The following is a 25,928-nucleotide window of genomic DNA, read 5'->3' on the forward strand; positions in this document are numbered from 1 at the left end:
CACCGCGCCGCTGCGCACGCGCCGGCCGCCGCCCGCACGTGAGCGGCAGCGCGCTGGACGAGCTGCGCCAGCTGCAGGACGCGGTGCGCCGCGACCCGCAGGACTTCATCGCCTGGGTGATGCTGGCCGATGCCGAGCTCGGCGCCGGCGCGATCGCCGCCGGCGAACAGGCCGCAGTGCGCGCATTGCAGCTGCGCCCGGCGCATCCGGAAGCCCTGGCGCGGCTGGGCCGCGTGCGCTGGAGCCAGGGCCGCCATGCCGAGGCCACCGCCGCATTGCGCCAGGCGCTGCAGCACGCGCCGCAGCATCCGGGCATCGCCCTGTGGCTGGGCCATGCGCTGGAAGACAACGGCGAGGCCGAAGCCGCCGCGCAGGCCTATGCGCATGCGCATGCGCTGCTGCCGCAGGAACCGTCGATCGCCGCGCACCTGCTGAACTGGCGACGCAAACTGTGCGATTGGCGTGCGCTGGACGCGCTGTCGCAGCAGGTCCGCGGCGCGGTGCGCCAGGGCCATCCGGCGATCGAACCGTTCGCCTTCCTCAATGAGGACGCCACCGCCGCCGAACAGCTGCACTGCGCACGCAACCGTGCGCTTGCCCTGGCGCAGACGCTGACGCCCTTGCCGGCCGCGACGCTGCGCCGCGCCGGCCCCTTGCAGATCGGTTTCCTGTCCAACGGCTTCGGCGCGCATCCCACCGGGCTGCTGACCGTGGCCTTGTTCGAACGGCTGCGCGCGCATGCCGACCTGCAGGTGCAGCTTTTCGCATTGAACCGCGACGACGGCAGCGCGATCGGTGCGCGCCTGCGCGCCGCGGCGCATGCCTGGCACGACGTGGCCGGACAGCCGCACCGGGCGATCGCGCAAGGCATTCGCGATGCCGGCATCGACCTCCTGTTCGACCTGCGCGGCTGGGGCGGCGGCGGCGCACCGGAAGTGCTGGCACTGCGTCCGGCACCGCTGCAGATCAACTGGCTGGCCTACCCCGGCACGTCCGGCGCGCCCTGGATCGACTATGTGATCGGCGATGCGTTCGCGCTGCCCGAGGCGCTGGCCGCACATTACAGCGAGCGCGTGCTGCGCCTGCCGCGCGCGTTCCAGCCCTCGGACGACAGCCGCCGCATCGCGGCGCCGCCAGCGCGCCGCGACTGCGGGTTACCCGAACACGGCACCGTGTTCTGCTGCTTTAACAACAGCTACAAGCTGACCCCGCGCAGCATGACGCGGATGCTGGCGGTGCTGCGCCAGGTCCAGGGCAGCGTGCTGTGGCTGCTGTCCGGCCCAGGCCAGGCCGATGCACGGCTGCACGATGCCGCGCGCCGTGCCGATGTGGATCCGGCGCGGCTGCGCTTCATGCCCAAACTGGCGCATGCCGACTACCTGGCCCGCTACCGGCATGCCGACCTGTTCCTGGACACGCATCCGTACAACGCGCACACCACCGCCTCCGATGCACTGTGGGCCGGCTGCCCGCTACTGACCTGCCCCGGCACGACCTTCGCCGCACGCGTGGCCGGCAGCCTCAACCATCACCTGGGCATGGACGCGATGAACGTCGCCGACGACGACGCCTTCGTCGCCAAGGCGGTACAGTTGGGCCGCGATCCGGCGGCGCTGCGCGCACTGCGCGATACGTTGCAACAGCGCCGCGCCAGCACCGGCCTGTTCGACATGCAAGGTTTCGCAGCAGACTTCGCCGCGCTGCTGCGGGGACTGGCACATGAACGCGGATGGCAGAACGCAGGCTGACCTTGGCAGCCCCGGAGATTCCGAGAACGCAACCATCCGCCGGCATCGGACCCGTGTGTTTCCACGACGCGCAATGCGAGCACCCGTTGCACGATTCACGCAGCGCCTGCGCGACCGCCGGGCAGCGCGATCTACCCGGCACATGCCGGCGCGCCCCCACCGCATCGCAGGCTTGCAACAGGTGAAAATGGTCAAGCACGCGTTCATGGCGAACGAAAAATCCGCCGATTACGGATGCGCAACGTCATCGGCGCGACTCGCCATTTTCGCAACATCTCTGCCACAACCATGCCAGGGCTTTCGCTGACGTATTTAGTCGGCCCTGAAGAATCCCCGTCAGCAGATGAACGCCGCAACGACTGCGGTGGATTTCGCCATCGGCGCGAGCACGCTGGCTCGGAGCCAAGCACGCAAAAACGCGATCCAACGCATCAGCCAGCGCAGGTTGTCGCCGGCAGCCGCGCCGATGGCGTTCAACGCATCGTCTTGCGCGCCCTTGAGCAACCAGCGGTCCAGGCGGTGCTCCTGCCTTTCTTCGCCGTCACCGCCATGCCGACCTTCACTGCGAACTCATACGGCCTGCGTGCCTTGCCCTTGCCGATGCACTCCACCTCCGGAGCATGCACGGCATACCGCTTGTCCTTGCGCCGCTGGCGCCAGAGCCGTTCGGCCCGTTCCACCCACCCCCGCCTCTGTTGCTGGGCGGTGTCTTCCAGCGTCTGCCGTTTGCGCCCGATGTCCCGGATCACCCGGCCCAGTAGCCTGCGCTGTCGGCGCAGCACACGCCGCATCCGCTTGAACTGCAGCGCACACACCGCCTCGTCGGACAGGGCGTAGGCGTGCTTGAGGTAGAGCAGCCCAGCCATCAACCGGATCGACAGGGCCGGACGGCCACCGCGCAACGGATCAGCCGATACAGGACGATCATCAGCGGCGGGACGACGGTTGCGCATGCTCGCAACACGCTGGCTGGCTACGCGCATCGCATGCAAGGCCGCGGCGACTGGATCCCGCCATACCTGGTGGACATGACCAACGACGGCAGCGGCAAGCCCGAATCCGAATACACCGGCGGACGCACCGTGTACGGCGGCAGCGACCTGGGCGAGATCTATTTCGTCACCCCGACCGGTGCAGCGGCGACGATGCTGGCCGGCTGCAGCGGCAGCGCGACGCTGCCGGCCGAGTCGGACCCGGCCTGCGATCCGGCCGGTTCGCAAGCGGTGCAGTCCTACCGCCATAGCCATTACGACAACCACCGCGCCGGCGTCACCGCCGATGCCGAATGGCGCACCGACCTGGGCGCGATCGACAACACCGTGCGCAGCGGTGTGTGGCTGGAAAAATACCAGCGCAGCGTCACCCGCGACTGGCACCGGTTGCTCAACGTCGGCAGCAACATCGCCTTCGACCATGTGCCGTACTGGCTGCAGTTCAAGGACAACTACGACACCGACGAGCGCATGTACGACGTGGAAGACGTGATGCGCTACGGCAACTTCGCCTGGCGTATGGGGGTCAAGCAGTTCTTCGTCGACCAGACCCGCGACCGCCGCATCGGCGACAGCGAACACGCCGAATCGGATTCGCATTCCGATCCGCTGTTCTCTGCCTGCCTGACCTGGACCACCCCGGTGCAGGGCCTGGAAGCCTTCGCCGGCTACTCGCAGAACTTCGCCGCGATCCCCTCTGGCGTGCTCGGCGAGATCGATCCGGTGGCGCTGAGCCTGGTCAAGCCGGAGACCGCCGACAACATCGAACTGGGCCTGCGCATGAGCCGCTGGCCGCTGACCGGCAGCGTCACCGTGTACGACATCCGCTTCGACAACCGCATTCTCTACGTGCCGAAAACCTTCGTCAGCGGCATCGACTACCTCGGCGAGAGCGACGGCGTCTACGAGAACTTCGGCGGCGTGCATGCGCGCGGCGTGGAAGCGGCGCTGGGCTACGCGGGTCAACGGCGCCTACACCTTCAACAAGGCGACCTACCTGGGCAGCGGCGGCACCGACCGCGACACGGCACTGGAGATCACCCCAGGCTCGCAGGTGATCAGACAGCCACGCAACACGCTGGTGGCCTCGGCCGACTGGCAGGGCCAGGCCTGGGCGTTCGGCATCTCCGGGCGCTACCTCGGCAAGCGCTACCTGGAAGGCGTGGACGGCAGCGACAGCGCGTTCATCGCCGCACCGCGCACGGTCGGGCTGACACTGACGCTGGATATGTAATCGCGCAGCCCGCATGCTGCGCCCTTGCCGGCGGCCTGGTGACGCTGGCGAGTTCTTTTCGTCCCGACCTGCCGATGCCCACGCCATGACCGATCTTTCCCGCCGTCGCCTGCTCCAGGCCGGCGTCGCCGGCGCCGCACTGTTGCCGCCCAGCATTGCCCGCGCTGCCGCGATCGCCCCCGACGTGCGCAGCGGCACCCTGCAGGATCTGCAGCACGTGGTGATCCTGATGCAGGAGAACCGCGCCTTCGACCATTACTTCGGCAGCTTCGCCGGCGCGCGCGGCTTCGGCGACCGCTTCCCGATCCCGGCGCCGCCGTTGCCCGGCATCGCCCCGCGCAACGTGTGGCTGCAACCCAGCGAGGACGGCAGCCGCCTGCTGACCCCGTTCCCGCTGCAGACAGCGCGCGACTTCCGCACGATGCGCGTGCAGGGCACTCCACACACCTGGACCAACGCGCAGCAGGCCTGGGACCACGGCCGCATGGGCCGCTGGGCCGCGGCCAAGCACGACCACGCGCTGGCTCACTACGAGCGCGACGACCTGCCGTTCCAGTTCGCGCTGGCCGAGGCCTTCACCCTGTGCGACGCCTACCACTGCGCAATCCAGGCCGGCACCAACCCCAACCGCGTGTTCCTGTGGACCGGGCAGAACGATCCGCAGGCGCGCGCCGGCGGGCCGGTGATCGCCAACTCGCACGACAATTTCCCCGAACTGGGCGGGCATGCCGACGACTACCACTGGCCCAGCTACGTGGAAGCGCTGCAGCAGGCCGGCGTGTCCTGGCAGATCTACCAGGACATGGCCGACAACTTCACCGACAACCCGCTGGCCGGCTTCGCCCCGTTCCGCGCTGCCTGGCGCGGCGCACCCGGGCACGATCCGCAGCTGCGCGAACGCGGGGTCGGCACGCGCACGCTGGCGCAGCTGCGCCAGGACGTACTTGGCGCGCGGCTGCCGGCGGTGAGTTACATCATCGCCGACGCCGCCGGCAGCGAGCATCCCAATCCGTCCAGCCCCGCGCAGGGCGCGGCCTACACCGCGCGCGTGCTGGATGCGTTGACCGCCGATCCGCAGGTGTGGTCGCGCACCGCGCTGCTGCTGATGTTCGACGAGAACGACGGCTTCTTCGACCACGTGCCGCCGCCGGCACCGCCCTCGCCCGACCCGGCCTCGGCCGGCGGCTGGGCCGGCGCCTCGACCGTGAACACCGACGGCGAATACCACCTGCACCCGGCGCCGGGCGACGAGAAGGCAGATTCGCCCGAGCTGCGCGGCCGGCCCTACGGGCTGGGTCCGCGGGTGCCGATGTATGTGATCTCGCCGTGGAGCCGCGGCGGCTGGATCGATTCGCAGGTCTACGACCACACCTCGGTGCTGCGCCTGCTGGAACGCCGCTTCGGCGTCGCCGCGCGCGGGCTGACGCCGTGGCGCCGCGCAGTCTGCGGCGATCTGGTGGATGCCTTCGATTTCCGCCAGGCCGATACGCGCCCGTTCTTCGCCGCGCTGCCCGACGTCAGCGCCACGGCCGCGCGCGCGGCCGCCCTGCGCGAGCTCGCGCGGCCGCCGCTGCCGGACACCGTGCAAGCGCCGCGGCAAGCGTTCGGCGTGCGCCGCGCGCGCGCCTTGCCGTATCGCCCGACGGTACAACTGCAGCACGTGGACGCGCGCGGCGAAGTGCAGCTGCGGATGGGCAATGCCGGCGCGGCCACGGTGCTGCACGTCTACGACCGCTACGACCTGGCGGCGATTCCGCGGCGCTACACGCTCGGCGCCGACGCCACACTGGACGCCACCTGGACCACCTACGACGGCCGTTACGACCTGTGGCTGCTCGGCCCCAACGGCTTCCACCGCCATTACCGCGGCGACCTGGACGCGGCGCCGCTGCAGGCCGAGATCGCCCAGGACGCGCACGATCCGCAGGCGCTGTGCCTGCTGCTGCGCAACCCAGGCAACAGCACGCTGCGGGTGGAACTGCGCCCCGGCGCTTATACGCAGGCGCAACCGCACGCCAGCGTGACGCTGGCGCCGGGCGCCGAACAGCGGCGCAGTTGGAGCGCGGCGCCGAGCGGCGGCTGGTACGACCTGTGGCTGCTCCAGGACGGCGCGCGCCAGCGCCTGGCCGGGCGCGTGGAAACCGGCAAGCCCGGGGTCAGCGATCCGGCGATGGGCGGGCCGGCGCGGCTGTACCAGGACGACCCAATCGCGATCGGCGCGCTGGGCCCGCTAGGTTGAGCGCTACGGTTTTCGCGTAGCGCAACGACTGCGTGCCACAGCCGCGACGACGCTCAGCGTGCGCCGTCCGTCTCCAGCATGCCGATGTTCCCCAACCAGGTTTCCACCAGCTGCGGCCACTGCGCGATCGGCAGCGTGCCCGCGCGCAGCCCGAAGGCATGGCCGCCTTGCGCATACAGATGCATTTCCACCGGCACGCCGGCCCGCTGCAGCGCGACGTAGTACGCCAGCGACTGCGTCACTCTATCCACCTTGTCGTCCTCGGCCTGCAGCAGGAAGGTCGGCGGCGTGTCGGCGCTGACGCGGATGTCCGGGCGCAGGTCCAGGCGGGTCGGATCGCGCTTGGCACGGTCCTCATCCTCGTGCGCCCACAGATGACCGGGATAGACGGCGATGGCGAAGTCGGGGCGGCAACTTTGCGCATCGGCAGCGTCCACCGCCGGATAGGTGTGCGGCGGCTGCACTGCTGGAAAGGAACGGGTTGCGCATCGTGGTGCTCCAGTGGATGGCGAAGAGGGAAGAAGCAAGAGGGAGAAACGCATGCGCTATGCAAAAACACGAGGCGTTCACTCGCAGGTGCGGCGGCGCATGCGCCGGCGCCCGGATCTGGTGATTCGCAATGCAGGCGCGGTGGCCACGCTACGCCGGGGATGGGTGCTGCCGCCAACCAGCAGCGGCGCCCGCACTCAATCCGCCAGCGTCTCGCGCACCGCCACCGCCACCGCCTTCAGCGCCGCATCGCGGGCGGCCTCGTCGACCTTGGCGCCATTGAGATAGGCGGTCAGCAGCAGCGGCGTGCGCCGGCCCGGCGGCCATACGATGGCGATGTCGTTGCGGGTGTCGGTGCCGTTGCTGCCGGTCTTGTCGCCGATCTTCCAACTGCGCGGCAGCCCGGCGCGCAGGCACGCATCGCCGGTGCGGTTGTCGATCATCCACTCGCTCAGGCATTGTCGCGAGGCAGGCCGCAATACGTCGCCGAGCAGGAGCGTGCGCAGGGTCGCGGCCATCGCCGCCGGGGTGGTGGTATCGCGCGGGTCGCCCGCGGCGAAGCGGTTCATCTCCGGCTCGTGGCGGTCGCTGCGGGTCACCGGATCGCCGAGTTCGCGCAGGAAGCGGGTCAGCCCCGGCGGGTCGCCGACCAGCGGGAACAGCAGATTGGCCGCCGGGTTGTCGCTGAAGATCATCGTCGCCCGGCACAATTCGGCCACGCTCAGCGCGCCGCCGACATGGCGCTCGGTGACCGGCGCATGCGACAGCATGTCCACGGCGCGGATCTGCACCGGTCGTTGCAGGCTCAGTTCGCCGCGGTCGACCCGCTGCAGCACCGCGGCGGCCAATACAAATTTGAAGGTGCTGCACATCGGGAAGCGCTCGTCCTGGCGCTGCCCGCCGAGCACTGCGCCGCTGCCGTCGAGCAGGGTCACACCGAGCCGCCCACCGGTGCGCCGTTCGATCCCGGCCAGCCGCTGCGCCAGCGTCGGCGCCTGGGTTTTCGGCACTTTCGCCTCCACCGCCGCCACCGCCAGCGCGGCCGCCGCCAGCCCCATGCCCTGCAGGAATCGTCGTCTGTCCAGCATCGTCCACCTCCGTCGGAAGAGCCGATCATGCGCAGCTTGACCGCGGCCCACCAGCGAGGTTATTCAATCGCAATCATGAAAATAACTAATGGCGCACGATGATCCGCCCGCAGCTGCCGTTGAACGCCCTGCGCGCCTTCGAAGCCGCCGCGCGGCACCAGAACCTGACCCGCGCCGCCGCCGAGCTGTGCGTGACCCAGGCCGCGCTCAGCCACCAGATCAAGCAACTGGAAGCGCGCCTGGGCGTGGTCCTGTTCCAGCGCCTGCCGCGCGGCGTGGCCCTGACCGACGAAGGCCAGCGCCTGCACCCGGTACTGACCGAGGCCTTCGACCGCATCGCCGCCACCCTGCAGCGCTTTTCCGGCGGCCACTACCGCGAGACGCTGAGCATCGGCGTGGTCGGCACCTTCGCGGTGGGCTGGCTGCTGCCGCGGCTGGACGCCTTCCACGCCGCGCATGCGGACATCGAACTGCGCGTGCACACCCACAACAACCGGGTCGATCTGGCCGGCGAAGGCCTGGACCTGGCGATCCGCTTCGGCGACGGCGACTGGCAGGGGCAGTGCGCCACGCCGATCCTGGACGCGCCGTTCGCGCCGGTGTGCGCACCGGCGCTGGCACGGTCGTTGCGCGTGCCGGCCGACCTGGGCGGCGTGCCGCTGCTGCGCTCCTACCGGCTGGACGAATGGGCGCGCTGGCTGCAGGCGGCCGGCGCGCCGGAAGTGGTCGCCAGCGGGCCGATCTGCGATTCGTCGCTGACCCTGGCCAGCGCCGCGGCGGCGGGCGCCGGCGTGGCCTTGCTGCCGCTGCGCCTGTTCGCCCAGGACCTGGACGCCGGACGCCTGCTGGCGCCGTTCCCGACCCGCATCGACGCCGGCCGCTACTGGCTCACCCGGCTGCGCTCGCGCGCGGAAAGCGAGGCCGGCCGCCGCCTGCGCGAATGGCTGCTGGCCGAGCAATGACAGGCGGTGCGCGACGCATCGGCTAGTCGCGCTGTCGACGCCGGCCTGCATGATCGAGCCGGACACGCCACAGCCCCACGAGCGCACTCCGGCAGCAGGCGCGACCGGACACCACAGTCAGGTGAAGAATTTGTGCACTGCCGCTTGGCGGCCGCTAGAACGCCGAACTATGATCATGTTCGCAGTCGTAATGTGCGCCAGGGAAAGGCGATCACGTTCCTGGGGATAACACGCAATGAACCGTTTCGTCATGGCCGCTCGTCCGACCTTGGTTTCGCGCGACATCATCCTGGCCGCCGCGCTGGCCTGTCTGTGCGTATTGCACCTGGCCTATTTCCTGCGCAGCGGCGCGAGCGAATGGCACTGGGCGCTGAGCGCGGCCGGATTGGCCTTGATGGGGATCAAGGCCGGCTTGCGGCCGACGCCGACGGCACGCCCGTCGCTGCGCGGCCTGCGCTCGCGTACGCCGCTAGACTGGGCCGCCATCGCCGGCGGCCTGCTGGTGGTGGCCAGCGCCGCCGCCTGAGCAAGTCCGGCGCACGCCGACACGGTGCCGGCACGCGCGAAGTGGGCGCTGGCGCTGCGCGGCTAGGTGGTCATCCGGGCTGATGATGCCGCTGATCATGGTGGCCGCCCTGCTTTGCTTGCGTCGCGCCACAGCTTAACGGCGCCAGCGTACGCATGCAGCCGCGTACGTTGCGCCGCCGCAACGCGCACGCCGCTTACGCGCCTTCGATCAACTCCATCCACGCCTGCTCGGCCTGCGCCAGCTGCTGCGCGATGGCTTCGCGATCACGGCCCAGCACCGCCATCTTCTCCGCGTCGGCGTAGTGCCTGGGATCGGCGAGCTGGCGGTCGAGCTCGGCCAGTGCCGCTTCCAGATCGCCGACGCGCTTTTCGGCGGCGGTCAGCTTGTGCGGGTTCGGCGGCTTCTTCGCCGGTAGCGGCTTGACCGGCGGCGGCGGGGTCGGCGCGACCTCGGCCATCTTCTGCTTGGTGCCCTGCGCGGCCGGACGGCTGCGCAGCCATGCCGCGTAGTCGTCCAGGTCGCCGGCGAACGGCTCGACCACGCCATCGGCCACGCGCCAGAAGGTGTCGCAGACCAGACCGATCAGGTGGCGGTCGTGCGAGACCATCACGATCGCGCCCTCGAAATCGCTCAACGCTTCGGCCAGCGCCTCGCGCATCTCCAGGTCCAGGTGGTTGGTCGGCTCGTCGAGCAACAGCACGTTGGGCTGCTGCCAGGCGATCAACGACAGTGCCAGGCGCGCGCGCTCGCCGCCGGAGAAGCCGTCCACCACTTCGAATGCGCGGTCACCGGGGAAATTCCACTTGCCGAGGAAATCGCGGAACGCCTGGATCGACGCGTCCGGCGAAATCTCGCGGAAATGGTCGATCGGCGACTGCCCTTCGTGCAGCGACTCCACCGTGTGCTGGGCGAAGTAGCCGATGCGCAGGTCCGGATGCGCGCTGCGCTCGCCGCTGAGCAGCGGGATCTCGCCGACCAGGCTCTTGACCAGGGTCGACTTGCCGGCGCCGTTGGGGCCGAGCAGGCCGATGCGGTCGCCCGCCTCCAGGCCGAACCCGGCCTGGCGCAGGATCACCTCGCTGCCGTAGCCGCAGTCGGCATGGTTGAGCCGGATCAGCGAATGCGGCAGGCGGTTGGGCTGCGCGAACTCGATGCGGAACTCGCGCTCGGCGCGCACCGCCTCGGTGCCGGCCATCTTCGCCAGCCGCTTCATCCGGCTCTGCGCCTGGCTGGCCTTGCTGGCCTGGGCTTTGAAGCGGTCGATGAAGCTCTGCAGGTGGGCGCGCTCGGCCTGCTCCTTCTCGTGCGCGATCTGCTGCTGGCGCAGCTGCTCGGTGCGCTGGCGCTCGAAATCGGTATAGCCGCCGACGTACAGCTTGGCGCCGCCGCCGTGCAGGTGCAGGGTGTGGGTGGCGACGTTGTCGAGGAATTCGCGGTCGTGGCTGATCAGCAGCAGCGTGCCCGGGTACTTCAGCAGCCACTGCTCCAGCCACAGCACCGCGTCCATGTCCAAGTGGTTGGTCGGCTCGTCGAGCAGCAGCAGGTCCGAGGGCATCATCAGCGCCCGCGCCAGGTTCAGCCGCACCCTCCAGCCGCCGGAGAAGTCCTTGACCGGGCGCGAATGGGTCGCCGCCGGGAAGCCCAGGCCGTGCAGCAGCTTGCCGGCGCGCGCGGTGCCGTCGTAGCCGCCGACCTCTTCCAGGCGCACATGCGCCGCGGCCACCGCCTCCCAGTCCTCTGCGGCCAGCGCGGCGGCCTCGGCCTGCAGCGCCGCGGCCACCTCGGTGTCGCCGCCGAGCACGAAGTCCAGCGCCGGGTCCGGCAGCGACGGGGTTTCCTGGGCGACGCTGGCGGTGCGCAGCTTGCCGGGCAGTTCCACATCGCCCTTGTCCGCCTCCAGCTCGCCGCGGATCGCCGCAAACAGGCTGGACTTGCCGGTGCCGTTGCGCCCGACCACGCCAACGCGGTAGCCGGCATGCAGGGTCAGATCGACGTTGGACAACAGCAGCCGCTCGCCGCGGCGCATGGCGAAGTTTCTGAGGGAAATCACGGGAAGGGGGACACTCGACGTTCGAACCGGCAGTGTATCCGCTTCGTCCCGGATGGCCCACCCCGTCCCAGGATCGCGGCATCGCTTCGCATACGAAAACAGGACTTCGTATTTGATCCAACCCGGCACCCCAACACGGTTTCTGGCCGATTTTGTATACACACCTTGGTTAAAAACATATTTCAATCACTCGGACTTATCGCTGCGCCGCAACACGCGCTCCCTCCCCCAGCCTCAGCCAATGGAGTCTCCTTACCGATGAAGAACCGCCCCCTCCCCCTGGCCAGCGCCATCCTGCTCGCCCTCGCCTCCGGCACCAGCTTCGCCCAGCAAGACCAGGCGCCCAAGACCCTGGACAACGTCATCGTCACCGGCACCCGCATCGCCGACCGCACGGTGGCCGAGTCGCAATCGCCGATCGATATCATCGCCCCCGAATCGCTGCAGGCGACCGGCGCCAGCGACCTGGGCAGCGCCCTGGGCAAGCTGCTGCCGTCGCTGAACTTCCCGCGCCCGGCGATCAACGACGGCAACGATGCGCTGCGCCCGGCGACCCTGCGCGGCCTGTCGCCCGACGCGGTGCTGGTGCTGGTGGACGGCAAGCGCTATCACACCACCTCACTGGTCAACTACAACCCCGTGGTCGGCCGCGGCTCGGCGCCGGCGGACCTGAACTCGATCCCGATGTCGGCGATCGCGCGCATCGAGGTGCTGCGCGACGGCGCCTCCGCGCAGTACGGCTCCGATGCCATCGCCGGGGTGGTCAACATCGTACTCAAGCACGGCGCCAAGCCCGGCAGCAACAGCGTCTCGGTCAACGGCGGCATCATGGACAAGGGCGACGGCGCGCAGAACGGCGTGGATGGCTCGTACGGGCTGGCCTTCGGCGGCGCCAACGACGGCGAAGCGCCCGGCTGGGCGCGGCTGTCCTGGAACTACCAGAACGCAATGAACACCAACCGCGCCGAGAACACCGACAAGGCCACCACCCTGGCCGGCGCCGACAATCCCGGCGGTATTCCGTACCAGCGCTACGGCGACCCCGCGGTCAAGACCTACCAGGGCCTGCTCAGCTTCGGCTACGCGCTGACCCCGGGCATCGACCTGTACGGCTACACCAACTTCAGCCGCCGCGAGGCGGTGTCCAACGGCTACTACCGGGCCTGGGACAACAGCGACCGCAACGTGCAAGAGATCTACCCCAACGGCTTCCTGCCGCAGATCTACAACCCGTCCAACGACCGCGCCGCGGTGCTCGGCCTCAAGGGCAGCACCGACAGCGGCTGGAACTGGGACGTCTCTGCCGACTACGGCGAGAACGACGTGACCTTCAACCTGCTCAACACCATCAACACCAATCTGTACCGGACCACCGGCGCCTCGCCCACCCGCTTCAATGCCGGCGGCTTCCGCAACCGGCAGGGTGCGCTCAATGCGGACTTCAGCAAGTCCTTCGACTGGGGCCTGGCCTATCCGGTCAACCTCGCCTTCGGCGCCGAATACCGGCAGGACAAGTACGCCGTCAGCGCCGGCTCGCCGAACTCCTACTTCTTCGACCCGACCACGATCAACCCGGACACCGGCAGCGCCTACCCGGGCGGTTCGCAGGTGTTCCCGGGCCTGACGCCAGCGGTGGCCGGGGACTTCCAGCGGCACAGCAATGCGGTCTATGCCGACCTGGAGACCGACCTGACCGAGAAACTCTCCGGCGGCCTGGCCGCGCGCTACGAGGACTACAGCGACGCCGGCTCCACCCGCTCCGGCAAACTGTCCGCGCGCTACCAGCTCAACGACGCCTTCGCCCTGCGCGGCACCGTCTCCAACGGCTTCCGCGCGCCCTCGCTAGCACAGCAGAACTACGCCTCGGTGGTGACCCTGCTGCAGAACGGGCAACTGAGCCAGATCGGCACCTACCGCACCTCCGACCCGGTGGCCATCGCGCTGGGCGCCAAACCGCTGACCCCGGAAAAGTCCAGCAACTACAGCCTCGGTGCGGTATGGCAGGCGGGCACCGCGTTCAGTTCCACCCTGGACCTGTACCAGATCCGCATCTGGGATCAGATCCTGTATTCGGACCAGCTGTCGCTGGCCGAGCCGATCGGCCAGGTCACCGCGGTGCAGTTCTTCGTCAACGGCGCCACCACCCGCACCCGCGGCATCGACTGGGTGAGCAGCTACCTGCTCGATCTCGACCAGGACGGCAAGCTCAACCTGAGCCTCAGCGCCAACTACAACAAGACCGAGATCCTGGAAATCTCCGATCCCAATTTCCGGCGCGCCAGCCAGGGGCTGCTGACCGACGCTACCCCGCGTACCAAGTACGTGCTCAGCGCCGAATGGGACCGCGCCGGCTGGAGCGTGCGCGGCGACGCCACCCGCTACGGCGCGGTCACCCGACGCGGCAACGAGGACGACGGCAGCCAGGACCAGACCTTCGCCGCGCGCTGGCTGTTGAACGTGTCCACCAGCTACACCTGGCGCGACCTCACCTTCAGCGTGGGCGTGGACAACCTGACGAACCAGTACCCGACCCGGTCGGCGCTGAACAACGTCTACGAGGATCGCTCCAACGGCCTGCAGTACTCGTCGCTGTCGCCGTTCGGCTTCAACGGCCGCTACTGGTTCGGCCGGGTGAGCTACCGCTTCTAACGACACAGCCGCCACTGCCGCACCCGGCACAGACCACCCCCGCCGCAGCGCGGGGGCGGTCTGTGCCATTGGCGCCGGCTACCCTGCCGCTTAGAACCGAAAAGCATAAAAAAATGCCGAGACATGCTGCGCCGCGGCGCGATTGTTAAAGAATAATAACGATCCCTGGGGGTCAGGCCCGCGTGGCGGACATCGCGCAGCGACGGCCCCGTCTGCCATTTCGGCATCTGCTGGAGTTTCCATGAACCGTCCGTTGTCCCTGTTGGCGAGCGCCGTGCTCTCCGCCCTCGCCGCTCCTCCGGTCCTGGCCCAGTCCAGCACCGACACCCCGAGCACCCTCGACACCGTCATCGTCACCGGCACCCGGGTCAGCGACCGCACCGTGGCCGAGTCGCAATCGCCGATCGACATCATCAGCAGCGAAGCGCTGCAATCCACCGGCACCTCCGAACTGGCCACCGCGCTGTCGCGCGTGCTGCCCTCGCTGAACTTCCCGCGTCCGGCGTTGACCGACGGCACCAGCGGCATCCGCCCGGCGCAGTTGCGCGGGCTGTCGCCGGACCAGGTGCTGGTACTGGTCAACGGCAAGCGCCGCCACACCTCCGCGCAGATCAACGTCAACGGCAGCATCGGCCGCGGCGCCTCCGCGGTGGACATCAATGCGATCCCGATCGCGGCGATCGAGCGCGTGGAAGTGCTGCGCGACGGCGCCTCGGCGCAGTACGGCTCCGACGCCATCGCCGGGGTCATCAACATCGTGCTGAAGGGTTCGGGCAGCGGCGGCAGCCTGGCGATCGACCACGGCCAGTACTCGGCCGGCGACGGCGCCAAGTCGCAGCTCTCCGGCGACACCGGGATCGGCTTCGGCGACGGCCGTGGCAACCTGCACGTGGCCGGGCAGATCAGCCAGCAGGACGCCACCAACCGCGCCGGCCCGTACCAGGGCAGCGCACCGAACACCGGCAACTATCCGGGGATCGGCGAGACCACCTTCGTCTACGGCGACCCGCAGGTCGATGCGACCGCGGTCGCGGCCAACGGCGAGTTCCGTTTCAGCGACCACGTCACCGGCTACGCCACCGCCATCGCCGGCAACCGCGACATCACCTCGTTCGCGTTCTACCGCTCGCGCAACCACAACGGGCAGAGCGCATTGCTGGCGCAGACCTATCCCGACGGCTACGTGCCGCAGATCGGGCAGTCCTCCAAGGACCGCTCACTGGTGGCCGGGCTCAAGGGCAGCACCGACGGCGGTTTCGGCTGGGACGTGAGCTACAACTACGGCTACAACAAGATCGGCTTCAACACCCGCAACAGCATCAACTACAGCCTAGGCACCGACAGCCCAAGCAGCTTCTACGACGGCGCGCTGGAGTACACCCAGAACATCGTCAACGCAGACTTCACCCAGTCGCTGGACTGGGGCCTGGCCTATCCGGTGACGCTGTCCTTCGGCGCCGAATACCGCCAGGAGAAGTGGAACCAGTCGCCGGGCGAAGCGGCCTCCTACACCGGCACCACCGGCGGCGCGCAGGGCTTCGCCGGCTTCTCGCCGGCCAACGCCGTGCATGCGGACCGGCACAACTACGCCGTCTATGCCGGGCTGGAAGCCGACTTCACCGACAAGTTCTCCGCCGGCCTCACCGGGCGCTACGAGGACTACTCGGACTTCGGCAGCAAGAGCTCGGGCAAGCTGTCGGCGCGCTACGCGTTCACCGACAAGCTGGCACTGCGCGGCACCGTGGCCAGCGGCTTCCGCGCCCCGTCGCTGGCGCAGCAGCAATACCAGGCGGTGACCAGCAGCTACATCAACGCCAACTTCTTCGAATCGGGCACGTTCCCGGTGGACAGCGCCGTGGCCCAGGCGCTGGGCGCCGCGCCGCTGAAGGCGGAGACCTCGCTGTCCTACAGCCTGGGCCTGGTGCTGCAGCCGGTCGAGCGCCTGTACCTGACCCTGGACGCGTACCAGATCAAGATCGACGACCGCATCCTGCTGTCCTCCAACCTCAACGACGCCGCGGTGCTGGCGCAGTTGCGCAGCCTGGGCTATTCCAACGTCACCAGCGTGCGCTACTTCAGCAATGCGGCCGACACCCGCACCCGCGGCGTCGACCTGGTCGGCACCTACACGATCCCGTTCGCGGCCAGTTCGCTGGACCTCACCGCCAGCTACGGCTACAGCAAGACCGAGATCACCCATGCGGTCGAACAGCCGCAGGCGCTGGCGGACATCGGCTCGACCCAGACCATCCTGGGCCGCGACGAGATCGGGCGCCTGGAGGACAGCTTCCCGAAGGACAAGATCATCCTCAGCGGCACATGGAAGCTGCAGCACTGGGACCTCAACCTGGCCGCCACCCGCTACGGCGATTTCACCGTGCGCAACTCGGCCAGCGCCGCCCGCGACCAGACCTACGCCGCAAGCTGGGTGGTGGATGCCTCGGCCAGCTTCAAGCCCAGCGACAACTGGACCCTGACCCTGGGCGCGGACAATCTGCTGGACCAGTATCCGGACAAGACCGCCAACCTGATCAACGCCACCTACGGCGTGCTGCCCTACAGCAACTACTCGCCGTATGGTTTCAACGGCGCCTACGTGTATGGGCGGATCAACTACCGCTGGTGATCGCGGCGTAAGACACTGTGGGTTGACCTCCTCCCCCGTTCGCGGGGGAGGATTTCGCACATGACCGGCGACCTCTCTGGCGTGCATCCATCCCAGTGGCTGCACGTCTTGATTCGCCGGCATGGCTGGCAATTGCACTGGCTGTCGCTGCCGGGCCGCATCGTCGCTCGGGCGTGGACGTCTCTGTCCGTTTCCTTCTTGGCGCTTGCCGCGTGCACGCGCAACCACGGCGACACCTGCTCATGGATGGAAGCAAGGCTTGGCCCATGACCGGCCCGCCCCTGCCGCCAGGCCCTTCCTGCTGCCGCTGCTGCGCCTCCAGCGCCAGCTGCTGCTGGCGCTGTTGATTGAGCGCTTGTGCCTGCTGCACCGTCTCTTGCAGTGGTGCGGCCTGCTGCACCACATCCGCCGAGGCGCGGACACCCAGCGTGCTTAGCTCAACCGGTTTACGTCCTTCTCGTTCTGCACCTGGATGACGTGCTCTGGCAATGCCATCTGCGCATCATGCCCCACTAACTTGATGCGGCATTGATGATGGCCACATCGCGCAGCAACTGCGCATCGTGATGCGGATCGCGCACCGTGCGTGTGCGTGTGCGTGTGCGTGTGCGTGTGCGTGTGCGGGGGCGGGGGCGGGGGCGATCGGGATTGTCGCAGTGATCGTTCGTGCCGTCGCTCATCGCGCGCTCCCTCGCCTTATCGTTTCGCCAAGTCTCCAGCCTGCGCCTGCGATATTAAGTCACAGGCCCCATGCCGCCACTGCTCGACGTGCCCGTGGCGCCGATGAGGGCATGGTCAGCGGTGGCCATGTCCCGCCACAAGCCCGGACAGCGACGCCTGGGGCATGACGGCGGCGCCATCGGCGCCGGCCACGCGCACCGCCGACGCCAGGCGTTCGTCCAGGTCGTACGCGGCACGGCCGGTGGCACGGGCGAAGCCGGCCCCGTAGAGCAGGCCGTGTTCGGCCCACTGCACCGGCACGTTGCGTTCGATGCCCTCGCGCAGGGACGGGGTAGCACATCCACACGTCGAGACACGACAGGCGAGTCAGCATCGCGACCGAATCAAATGACCGGCCAGCGCCCCAGCGTGACCCGGTCGCGCACTTCCAGGTCTTGGTGGGTCGCCACGGCATCGAAGCCGGCATCGGCCAGCAGCGCGCGCACCGTCGCGCCCTGCTCCCAGCCATGCTCCAGCAGCAGCCAGCCGCCCGGCTGCAAATGCGCCGATGCGCTGGCGGCGATCACCTGGATGTCGTCCAGCCCGTCGGCGCCGGACGCCAGTGCGCTGGCCGGTTCGTAGCGCAGATCGCCCTGTGCCAGGTGGGGGTCGCCAGCGGCGATGTAGGGCGGGTTGCTGGCGATCAGGTCGAAGCGCTGCCCGGCCAGCGGCGCCAGCCAGGGGCCTTGGGCGAAGCGGACGTTGTGCAGGCCGTGCGTGCGTGCATTGGCTTGCGCCACCGCCAGCGCCGCTTCGCTCAGGTCGGTGGCCAACACCTGCGCCTGCGGCCGTTCGCTGGCCAGCGCCAGCGCGATCGCGCCACTGCCGGTGCCCAGGTCGGCGACGCGGCGGCCCGGCAGCGTGTCCAGCCGCTCCAATGCCAGCTCCACCAAGCGCTCGGTGTCCGCGCGCGGGATCAGCGTGGCCGGGCCGACCGCAAGGTCCAGCGTCCAGAAGCCGCGGCGGCCCGTCAGGTAAGCCACCGGCTCGCCCTGCGCGCGCCGTGCCAGCAGGGCGCCGAAGCACTCGGCAGCATCGGCAGGCAACGGATCGCGGGCGTGCGCGAACAGCCAGGCGCGGTCGCGCCGCAGGGCGTGGATCAGCAAGGCTTCGGCATCGGCACGGTCGATCTGCGAGCTAGCCGCGCGCAGCAGGGACTCGGGGGTGGGGGCGTTCATCGGCGTCACGATGCCGCAGCGGTGCGGAAAAGCCAACGTGGTAGAACGTTGGCACTGCGTGCTCCCCCGCAGCGCAGCAAAGAACCAGGCTTGAATAGCGATAGGCCAAAACTATCTATTCAATTCCATCAATCGATTTGAGATATCTATCAACCCCTCCTATCATGAGCCTCGTTCTATCCCCCGTTCCCCTTCGCAACCACGAGGAAACTCCATGTCTTTGATCAACACCCAGGTCCCGCCGTTCAAGGCCAACGCTTACAAGAACGGCGAATTCATCGAAGTCACCGACGCGGACCTGAAGGGCAAGTGGTCGGTGCTGATCTTCATGCCGGCCGCCTTCACCTTCAACTGCCCCACCGAAGTGGAAGACGCCGCCGACAACTACGCCGAGTTCCAGAAGATCGGCGCCGAGGTCTACATCGTCACCACCGACACCCATTTCTCGCACAAGGTGTGGCATGAGACCTCGCCGGCCGTCGGCAAGGCGCAGTTCGCCCTGGTCGGCGACCCGACCCACCAGCTGACCCGCGCATTCGGCGTGCACATCGACGAGGAAGGCCTGGCCCTGCGCGGCACCTTCGTGATCAACCCGGAAGGCGTGATCAAGACACTGGAAATCCACGACAACGCGATCGCCCGCGACGTCACCGAGACCCTGCGCAAGCTCAAGGCCGCGCAGTTCGTCGCCGCGCATCCGGGCGAAGTGTGCCCGGCCAAGTGGAAGGAAGGCGAAAAGACCCTGAAGCCGTCGCTGGACCTGGTCGGCAAGATCTAAGCCGCGCCCCACTCCCATCTCCGCCGCTTCGGCGGGGGTGGGGGTGAACCGCAGCCCGCGTCGCGGTCGCTACGCCCGCTTCACGCCAGCCGCCGGCAGCGCGCGCCGGCTGCGGTTCACCCCTCCTCCCAATTCTTACGGCGATCTGCCCATGCGGCAGCAACGCCTTCCCCGCGCTTTGCCCATCGTCAGGAGTCCGCCATGTTGGATGCCGATCTGAAAACCCAGTTGAAGGCTTACCTGGAGCGGGTCGTTCGGCCCATCCACATCACCGCGTCGGTGGACGACGGCGCCAAGTCGCGCGAGATGCTCGACTTGCTCGAGGACCTGGTGCTGCTATCGGACCAGATCAGCCTGGACGTGCATCGCGACAGCGCCGAGCGCACGCCGTCGTTCGCGCTGAGCAGCCCCGGCCATGATATCCACCTGCGCTTCGCCGGGCTGCCACTGGGTCACGAGTTCACCTCGCTGGTGCTGGCGCTGCTGCAGGTCGGCGGGCATCCGTCCAAGGCCACCGCCGAGGTCATCGAGCAGGTGCGCAACCTGCCCGGCGACTACGTGTTCGAAACCTACTTCTCGCTGTCCTGCCAGAACTGCCCGGACGTGGTGCAGGCGCTGAACCTGGCCGCGGTACTGAACCCGAACATCAAGCACGTGGCGATCGACGGCGCGCTGTTCCAGGACGAGGTGGAAGCGCGGCAAATCATGTCGGTGCCCACCGTCTACCTCAACGGCGACGTGTTCGACCAGGGCCGCATGAGCCTGGAGCAGATCGTGGCCAAGCTCGACACCGGCGCGGCCAAGCGCGACGCGGCCAATATCGCGGCCAAGGCGCCGTTCGACGTGCTGGTGATCGGCGGCGGCCCGGCCGGCGCAGCGGCGGCGATCTATGCGGCGCGCAAAGGCATCCGCACCGGGGTGGCGGCCGAGCGCTTCGGCGGCCAGGTGCTGGACACCATGGCGATCGAGAACTTCATTTCGGTGCAGGAGACCGAAGGCCCGAAGATGGCCGCGGCGCTGGAGCAGCACGTGCGCCAATACGACGTGGACATCATGAACCTGCAGCGCGCCGAGCAGCTGATCCCGGCCGGCGCCGACGGCCTGGTCGAGATCAAGCTGGCCAACGGCGCGTCGCTGAAGAGCCGCAGCGTGATCCTGTCCACCGGCGCGCGCTGGCGGCAGATGAACGTGCCTGGCGAAGACCAGTACCGCAACAAGGGCGTGGCCTATTGCCCGCACTGCGACGGCCCGCTGTTCAAGGGCAAGCGCGTGGCGGTGATCGGCGGCGGCAATTCCGGCGTGGAAGCGGCGATCGACCTGGCCGGCATCGTCAGCCATGTCACCCTGGTCGAGTTCGACGCCAAGCTGCGCGCCGACGAAGTCCTGCAGCGCAAGCTGCGCAGCCTGGGCAACGTGGACATCATCGTCAACGCGCAGAGCACCGAGGTGATCGGCGACGGCAGCAAGGTCACCGGCTTGGTCTACAAGGACCGCGTCGGCGGCGACGTCCACCGCTTGGCGCTGGAAGGCATCTTCGTGCAGATCGGCCTGCTGCCCAACACCGAATGGCTGCAGGGCACCGTGGCGCTGTCGCCGCGCGGCGAGATCGTCGTCGACGACCGTGGCCAGACCTCGCTGCCCGGCGTGTTCGCCGCCGGCGATGCCACCACGGTGCCGTACAAGCAGATCATCATCGCCATGGGCGAAGGCTCCAAGGCGGCGCTGAGCGCGTTCGACCACCTGATCCGCAGCAGCGCGCCGGTCAGCAGCGCGGTCGCCGAAGCGGCCTGACCTGCCTGCCCCGCGCCGCGAGCCGGCGCGGGGTCTATGCTGTTTCCCAGCAACGCCGCACCACCAAGGAACTTGCCGATGAACCTGCGTGATCTGAAATACCTGGTGGCGCTGGCCGATCACAAGCATTTTGGGCGTGCCGCGGCGGCCTGTTTCGTCAGCCAGCCGACGCTGTCAACGCAGATCAAGAAGCTGGAGGACGAACTGGGCGTGCCGCTGGTCGAGCGCGCACCGCGCAAGATCATGCTGACCCCGGCCGGGCGCGAGGCGGCCAGCCGCGCGCGCGGCATCGTCGCCGAGATCGAGCAGATGAAGGAAGCGGCGCGGCGCAGCCAGGATCCGGAAGCGGGCACGGTGCGCCTGGGCATCTTCCCGACGCTGGGCCCGTACCTGCTGCCGCACGTGATCCCGGGCATCCGCGAGCGCTTCCCGCAACTGGAACTGCTGCTGATCGAGGAAAAGAGCGACGTGCTGCTGACCCGATTGCGCGAAGGCCGGCTGGATGCGGCGCTGCTCGCGCTGCCGCTGCACGATGAGCAACTGCATACCGAATTCCTGTTCGAGGAACCGTTCGTGCTGGCGGTACCGGATGGCCATCCGCTGGCCCAGCGCGATTCGTTGAGCCTGAGCGAACTGCACCAGCAACGGCTGCTGTTGCTGGAGGACGGCCATTGCCTGCGCGAGCAGGCGCTGGACGTGTGCCACCTGTCAGGCGCGCTGGAAAAGGCCGAATTCCAGGCCACCAGCCTGGAAACGCTGCGGCAGATGGTGGCCGCCAATGTCGGCGTGACCTTGCTGCCCCTGCTGGCGGTGCAGCCACCGGTGGCGAACTCGTCCAATATCCATCTGCTGCGCTTCGACGATGCCTCCGGCCCGAGCCGGCGCATCGCGATGCTATGGCGCCGCAGTTCGGCGATGAGCGATTTCCTGGAACAATTGGCGACGCTGTTCAAAGCGCTGCCCGAGGCACTGCTGTCGGCCAAGGCCACGCCGACGGCACTCGCCCCGGTGGCCGCCGCGCTGCCGCGCGTGGCGACGCTGTGAGCGCCGCGCCGTTGCCGCAAGGCGTACGGGCGACGCTGACGCCCGGTTTACAGTCCACGGTGCGACAATCCCGTCATTACTTGTGTAAAGGAATGCGGATGACATCTATCGGAACCGTGCTCGGCCGCCATCGCAACAATGCGACGCTGTCGATCCTGGTCATGCTGTTCGGCGTGGCACTTCTGGCCTGCGGCGTGCTGCTGTTCGTGGTGCGCGACAAGGTCGCGCCGGACGCGGCGCAGACGCTGCAATGGATCATGCTCGGCCTTGCCCTGGTTGGCGTATTGACGCTCCTGCTGGGCTGGGCGATCCGCCGCGGCGGCTGGGAACAGGGCGAACTGGGCGTGCGCCAGTTTCCCGAGCGCAGCGACGGCACCTATCTCTATCGCGACATCGTCGAAACCTGCCAGTTCTACCGTGCCGGCCTCTCGGTCAACCTCGGCTGGCGGCGCGAAGGCCAGGAACAATGGCAGGCGGCCAACGGCAACATCGGCGGCTACTACACGTTCCTCGACCGCTTCATGCAGGGTTATCTGCAGGCGCGCGTGCCGGTGCTGATGGCCAAGCTCGATGCCGGGCAGACGCTGAGCTTCCGCATGGTCACCACCGCCGGCGCGATCCGCCGCGAATTCGCAGTCAACATGAAGGGTTTCACCCGCGGCCCGATCGAGACCGTGCAAGTGAGCCGCGAGCGTCTGGCCTTCGCCGACAACGAGATCCGCATCGACGACATCGTCGGCATGGACGTGTCGGCTTGGACCTCGCGCCTGCAATTCCAGTTGCGCGGCGGCAGCAAGGTCAGCGTCAGCTACACCGCCTTGTTCGACGGCCCGCTACTGCTGGCGGTGCTGGAGCAACTGCTGCCCACGCAGCCGCAGGTCACTGCTGGTTGAGCGCGGCCATCTGGCGCCCGAACAGATTCCCGCCGATATCGTCGCCATGCACTCGCGCGTGGAATGCGAAGACCAATTGCACGGCGAACGCCACCAGCTGACCCTGGTCTATCCGCACGAAGCCGACGCCGCGCAAGGCTGCGTCTCGGTGCTGGCGCCGGTCGGCAGCGCCCTGCTCGGCCTGGCCGTGGGCCAGTCGATCGACTGGCAGGCCCCCGGCGGCCGCCCGCTGCGGCTGCGCGTGATCGCGGTGCAGGCCGCGGACGCCGCCGCGCGCGCAACGCGTTAACGTGCGCAGGGCTACCCTTCACTTCATTCGTTCCGAGACCTATCGATGACGTCTTCCGCTCCTTCCAAACTGGCCCAGCTGCGCGACCTGTCCGTGGTCGTGGCCGATACCGGCGACTACGATGCGATCAAGCGGCTCAAGCCGGTCGATTGCACCACCAATCCGACCCTGGTGAAGAAAGCCCTGGACCTGCCGGTCTACGCCGAGCTGATCGACGAGGCGCTGGCCTGGGCGCGCAGCCAGCACGGCGGCCACGCCGCCCAGGTCGACGAGATCGCCGACCGCCTGACCATCGGCGTGGGCAGCAAGCTCAGCGCGCTGGTCCCTGGGCGCGTATCCACCGAGGTGGACGCCGACCTGGCCCACGACACCGCCGCCACCATCGCCAAGGCGCACAAGTTCATCGCCATGTACGCCGAGCGCGGCGTGCCCAAGGACAAGATCCTGATCAAGGTCGCCGCGACCTGGGAAGGCATCGAGGCCGCGCGCCAGCTGCAGAAGGACGGCATAGACTGCAACCTGACGCTGATCTTCAACCGCACCCAGGCGCTGGCCTGCGCCGAGGCCGGCGTGTTCCTGATCTCGCCGTTCGTCGGCCGCATCCTGGACTGGTACGTGGCCAACGGACAGACCCCGGCCAGCATCGACGAAGACCCGGGCGTGCAGTTCGTGCGCGGCGTGTACGCCGAATTCAAGCGCCGCGGTTCGCAGACGGTGGTGATGGGCGCCTCGTTCCGCTCCACCGCGCAGATCGAGGCGCTGGCCGGCTGCGACCGCCTGACCATCTCCCCGGAGCTGCTGGAAAAACTCGACGCCGACCATGGCGAGCTGCCGCGCAAGCTGTCGCCCGGCCAGGGCGACGGCGCGCAGATCGCGCCGATCGATGCCCAGCAGTTCGCCACCGACCTGGCCGCCGATCCGATGGCGACCGAGAAGCTGGCCAGCGGCATCGACACCTTCGCCAAGGACCTGCAGGCGCTGCGCGACACGATCCGGCACAAGCTGGCCGTCTGAGCGACAGCGCTGTGTCAGTGCGGCCGAGAGCGGCGGCGACGCCGCTCTTTTTTTGAGGTGCAGGGACTGCGAAAACGGGAATAGCGAATGGGCGATGCGGGTGTCCGCTGCGCCGCCGATTTCCGGCTCGCTGACGACCGCGCAGCGCGTGGGCGCTGCGCGAGGCGGCTCAGGCCTCCAGCCCCAGCGGGCAGCTGACCCCGGTGCCGCCCAATCCGCAGTAGCCGCCCGGGTTCTTGGCCAGATACTGCTGGTGCTCGTCCTCGGCGTAGTAGAACGGCGGCGCCGGGAACAGGATTTCGGTGGTGATCTCGCCGTAGCCGGCCGCGCGCAGACGCTGCTGGTAGGCGTCGCGGCTGGCGATGGCCGCATCGTATTGCGCCTGGGTGCTGCAGTAGATCGCCGAGCGGTACTGGGTGCCGGTGTCGTTGCCCTGGCGCATGCCCTGGGTCGGATCGTGGCTTTCCCAGAAGGTCTGCAACAACTGCTCGAACGTCACCGCCTGCGGATCGAACACCACCAGCACCGCCTCGGTGTGGCCGGTCTGGCCGGAACACACCTCCCCGTAAGTGGCGTTGGGCGTCTGCCCGCCGGCGTAGCCGACCGCAGTGCTGAACACCCCCGGCAGCGACCAGAAGGCGCGCTCGGCGCCCCAGAAGCAGCCCAGGCCGAACTGCACCTGGTGGAGGCCGGCGAACGCGTCGCGCAGCGGGTGGCCGTTGACGAAATGGCGGTTGTGCAGCGGCAGCGGCTGCGCGCGGCCGGGCAGGCTTTCGCCCGGGCGCGGCAGGCGCTGCTTGAAGGCACCGATTCCGAACATGGCGCGGACTCCTGGCATCGAAAGGGATGCCTCCTGGATGGCGCTGCCGGCACCGGCTTTCAAGGTGCGCGTGGCGCAGCGGCGGGGACGCCGACGCCGCACGACGCCCTGGCGGCGGGCCGTTATCGACCCACGCCAGGCGTCCGCCAGGTCAATGCGCCGCGGTCTTGCTGCCGCCGCTGGCCACTTCCGGCATCGCCGAGCTGTGGTGGTTGATGATCAGCCAGCGGCCGTCGCGCTTCTCGTAGACGAAGGTGTGGCGCGCCTGCACCTTGCGGGTGCTGCCGTCCGGGTTGCGAAGTGGCGCTGCGGGTCTGGAACGCGGCCGAGACCACGGTGGTGTTCAAGCGCCTGTGCGCTTTGGCCGATCCGGAAGCGGTGCCGCCGGGGTGGAGAGGTTGAGGTGGGACCGGGACTCGGGACTCGGGACTCGGGAAAGGCTGAGCGGCGGCGGCGCGCAGCGCAAGCCCAGCGCCGCGCTTACTCTGTTTCCGCAGACAGTCGCGGCCTTGCACTCGCCGTTGACTGCGAGTCCCCAGTCCCGAGTCCCGGCCCCACACCTACATCGCCCGCGTCACCCACCCGCCCAGGCCCAGGGCCATCAGCACTTCCTGCGCTTTTTCCAGCAGTTCGTCGGCCACGCACACTTGCACCACACCGAACGGCAGTTCGCCGGCGCCGCCGAGCAGTGCCTCGCCGAATACGAACGCGGTGATGCCGGCGTCCTCCAGGGCGTGCTTGGCCAGGTGCGCATCGATCAGGTGCTGGGCGCGATAGGCGATCTGCATGCTCCAC

19 protein-coding genes and 6 pseudogenes are annotated in these 25,928 nt (G+C 68.7%); 16 read left to right on the top strand and 9 right to left on the bottom strand.

The window, feature by feature from the left end:
• The first annotated feature begins 38 nt into the window (after positions 1-38).
• Positions 39-1,748, top strand: a complete 1,710-nt coding sequence (locus ISN38_RS06520) for an O-linked N-acetylglucosamine transferase, SPINDLY family protein (protein WP_003472862.1) — start codon at positions 39-41, stop codon at positions 1,746-1,748.
• A 336-nt stretch (positions 1,749-2,084) separates the two neighbouring features.
• Here the strand turns inward: ISN38_RS06520 and ISN38_RS20190 are convergent.
• Positions 2,085-2,557, bottom strand: a pseudogene (locus tag ISN38_RS20190) (hypothetical protein); the annotation flags it as partial.
• 66 nt (positions 2,558-2,623) lie between these two features.
• Here ISN38_RS20190 and ISN38_RS06535 point away from each other — a divergent pair.
• A pseudogene (locus ISN38_RS06535) lies at positions 2,624-3,974 on the top strand (TonB-dependent receptor domain-containing protein); the annotation flags it as partial.
• A gap of 85 nt (positions 3,975-4,059) precedes the next feature.
• Positions 4,060-6,213 (top strand): phosphocholine-specific phospholipase C, encoded by a 2,154-nt coding sequence (locus ISN38_RS06540; protein ID WP_058195634.1) that lies wholly within the window; start codon positions 4,060-4,062, stop codon positions 6,211-6,213.
• A gap of 53 nt (positions 6,214-6,266) precedes the next feature.
• Here ISN38_RS06540 and ISN38_RS06545 read toward each other — a convergent pair.
• Both ISN38_RS06545 and bla read right to left on the bottom strand, forming a co-directional pair.
• Positions 6,267-6,662 (bottom strand): annotated as a pseudogene (locus tag ISN38_RS06545) (alpha/beta hydrolase); the annotation flags it as partial.
• A gap of 237 nt (positions 6,663-6,899) precedes the next feature.
• Positions 6,900-7,790: a class A beta-lactamase gene (gene bla / locus ISN38_RS06550; protein ID WP_038239961.1), complete on the bottom strand. Its 891-nt coding sequence runs from the start codon at positions 7,788-7,790 to the stop codon at positions 6,900-6,902.
• A 98-nt stretch (positions 7,791-7,888) separates the two neighbouring features.
• Between bla and ampR the strand changes: the two genes are divergently transcribed.
• Positions 7,889-8,752 carry a LysR family transcriptional regulator AmpR gene (gene ampR / locus ISN38_RS06555; protein WP_003472662.1) on the top strand — a complete coding sequence of 288 codons (864 nt, stop codon included), beginning with the start codon at positions 7,889-7,891 and terminating at the stop codon, positions 8,750-8,752.
• Between the two features lie 235 nt (positions 8,753-8,987).
• The gene (locus ISN38_RS06560; RefSeq protein WP_003472664.1) at positions 8,988-9,278 is read left to right on the top strand and encodes a hypothetical protein; all 291 of its coding nucleotides are present in this window, start codon (positions 8,988-8,990) and stop codon (positions 9,276-9,278) included.
• A 196-nt stretch (positions 9,279-9,474) separates the two neighbouring features.
• On the opposite strand, the gene ISN38_RS06565 is transcribed toward ISN38_RS06560, so the two are convergent.
• Positions 9,475-11,331, bottom strand: a complete 1,857-nt coding sequence (locus ISN38_RS06565) for an ABC-F family ATP-binding cassette domain-containing protein (protein WP_003472666.1) — start codon at positions 11,329-11,331, stop codon at positions 9,475-9,477.
• 258 nt (positions 11,332-11,589) lie between these two features.
• Between ISN38_RS06565 and ISN38_RS06570 the strand changes: the two genes are divergently transcribed.
• The 4 genes from ISN38_RS06570 to ISN38_RS06585 all read left to right on the top strand — a co-directional run bounded on the left by ISN38_RS06570 (position 11,590) and on the right by ISN38_RS06585 (position 17,042).
• Positions 11,590-13,980 carry a TonB-dependent receptor plug domain-containing protein gene (locus ISN38_RS06570; protein ID WP_047324571.1) on the top strand — a complete coding sequence of 797 codons (2,391 nt, stop codon included), beginning with the start codon at positions 11,590-11,592 and terminating at the stop codon, positions 13,978-13,980.
• Positions 13,981-14,221: 241 nt separating this feature from the next.
• The gene (locus tag ISN38_RS06575) at positions 14,222-16,606 is read left to right on the top strand and encodes a TonB-dependent receptor plug domain-containing protein (protein ID WP_003472669.1); all 2,385 of its coding nucleotides are present in this window, start codon (positions 14,222-14,224) and stop codon (positions 16,604-16,606) included.
• Between the two features lie 60 nt (positions 16,607-16,666).
• A complete protein-coding gene (locus ISN38_RS06580; protein ID WP_139115995.1) occupies positions 16,667-16,876 on the top strand; it encodes a hypothetical protein in 210 nt (69 codons plus the stop codon).
• Positions 16,866-17,042 carry a hypothetical protein gene (locus ISN38_RS06585; protein WP_155522284.1) on the top strand — a complete coding sequence of 59 codons (177 nt, stop codon included), beginning with the start codon at positions 16,866-16,868 and terminating at the stop codon, positions 17,040-17,042. The genes ISN38_RS06580 and ISN38_RS06585 overlap by 11 nt, the downstream gene beginning before the upstream one ends.
• 359 nt (positions 17,043-17,401) lie before the next feature.
• On the opposite strand, the gene ISN38_RS06590 is transcribed toward ISN38_RS06585, so the two are convergent.
• The gene (locus tag ISN38_RS06590; RefSeq protein ID WP_003472671.1) at positions 17,402-17,587 is read right to left on the bottom strand and encodes a hypothetical protein; all 186 of its coding nucleotides are present in this window, start codon (positions 17,585-17,587) and stop codon (positions 17,402-17,404) included.
• An 83-nt stretch (positions 17,588-17,670) separates the two neighbouring features.
• Entirely contained in the window at positions 17,671-18,504 is an 834-nt protein-coding gene (gene prmC / locus ISN38_RS06595) for a peptide chain release factor N(5)-glutamine methyltransferase (RefSeq protein WP_003472673.1), read from the bottom strand.
• Positions 18,505-18,718: 214 nt separating this feature from the next.
• Here prmC and ahpC point away from each other — a divergent pair, with 214 nt between their 5' ends.
• The 6 genes and pseudogenes from ahpC to ISN38_RS06625 all read left to right on the top strand — a co-directional run bounded on the left by ahpC (position 18,719) and on the right by ISN38_RS06625 (position 24,313).
• A complete protein-coding gene (gene ahpC / locus ISN38_RS06600) occupies positions 18,719-19,282 on the top strand; it encodes an alkyl hydroperoxide reductase subunit C (protein WP_003472674.1) in 564 nt (187 codons plus the stop codon).
• 201 nt (positions 19,283-19,483) lie between these two features.
• The gene (gene ahpF, locus ISN38_RS06605) at positions 19,484-21,073 is read left to right on the top strand and encodes an alkyl hydroperoxide reductase subunit F (protein WP_003472675.1); all 1,590 of its coding nucleotides are present in this window, start codon (positions 19,484-19,486) and stop codon (positions 21,071-21,073) included.
• A 78-nt stretch (positions 21,074-21,151) separates the two neighbouring features.
• Positions 21,152-22,117 carry a LysR substrate-binding domain-containing protein gene (locus ISN38_RS06610; protein ID WP_003472676.1) on the top strand — a complete coding sequence of 322 codons (966 nt, stop codon included), beginning with the start codon at positions 21,152-21,154 and terminating at the stop codon, positions 22,115-22,117.
• A gap of 98 nt (positions 22,118-22,215) precedes the next feature.
• On the top strand, positions 22,216-23,010 hold the full coding sequence (locus ISN38_RS06615; RefSeq protein ID WP_206712110.1) for a hypothetical protein: 795 nt from the start codon (positions 22,216-22,218) through the stop codon (positions 23,008-23,010).
• Positions 23,011-23,020: 10 nt separating this feature from the next.
• Positions 23,021-23,299: pseudogene (rnk, locus tag ISN38_RS06620) on the top strand (nucleoside diphosphate kinase regulator); the annotation flags it as partial.
• 45 nt (positions 23,300-23,344) lie between these two features.
• Positions 23,345-24,313, top strand: coding sequence for a transaldolase (locus tag ISN38_RS06625; RefSeq protein ID WP_058361431.1), 969 nt, complete (start codon positions 23,345-23,347; stop codon positions 24,311-24,313).
• A 169-nt stretch (positions 24,314-24,482) separates the two neighbouring features.
• Here the strand turns inward: ISN38_RS06625 and msrA are convergent, their stop codons facing one another.
• Positions 24,483-25,133 carry a peptide-methionine (S)-S-oxide reductase MsrA gene (gene msrA, locus ISN38_RS06630; RefSeq protein ID WP_003472680.1) on the bottom strand — a complete coding sequence of 217 codons (651 nt, stop codon included), beginning with the start codon at positions 25,131-25,133 and terminating at the stop codon, positions 24,483-24,485.
• Between the two features lie 151 nt (positions 25,134-25,284).
• Positions 25,285-25,434 (bottom strand): annotated as a pseudogene (locus tag ISN38_RS06635) (nuclear transport factor 2 family protein); the annotation flags it as partial.
• On the opposite strand from ISN38_RS06635, the pseudogene ISN38_RS06640 reads away from it, so the two are divergent.
• Positions 25,425-25,535 (top strand): annotated as a pseudogene (locus ISN38_RS06640) (response regulator); the annotation flags it as partial. The pseudogenes ISN38_RS06635 and ISN38_RS06640 overlap by 10 nt on opposite strands.
• A gap of 158 nt (positions 25,536-25,693) precedes the next feature.
• Here ISN38_RS06640 and ISN38_RS06645 read toward each other — a convergent pair.
• Entirely contained in the window at positions 25,694-25,921 is a 228-nt protein-coding gene (locus tag ISN38_RS06645) for a putative signal transducing protein (RefSeq protein WP_003472682.1), read from the bottom strand.
• Positions 25,922-25,928 lie beyond the last annotated feature (7 nt).

Source organism: Xanthomonas translucens pv. undulosa (genome assembly GCF_017301775.1).
In the GTDB taxonomy this organism is placed as follows: domain Bacteria; phylum Pseudomonadota; class Gammaproteobacteria; order Xanthomonadales; family Xanthomonadaceae; genus Xanthomonas_A; species Xanthomonas_A translucens.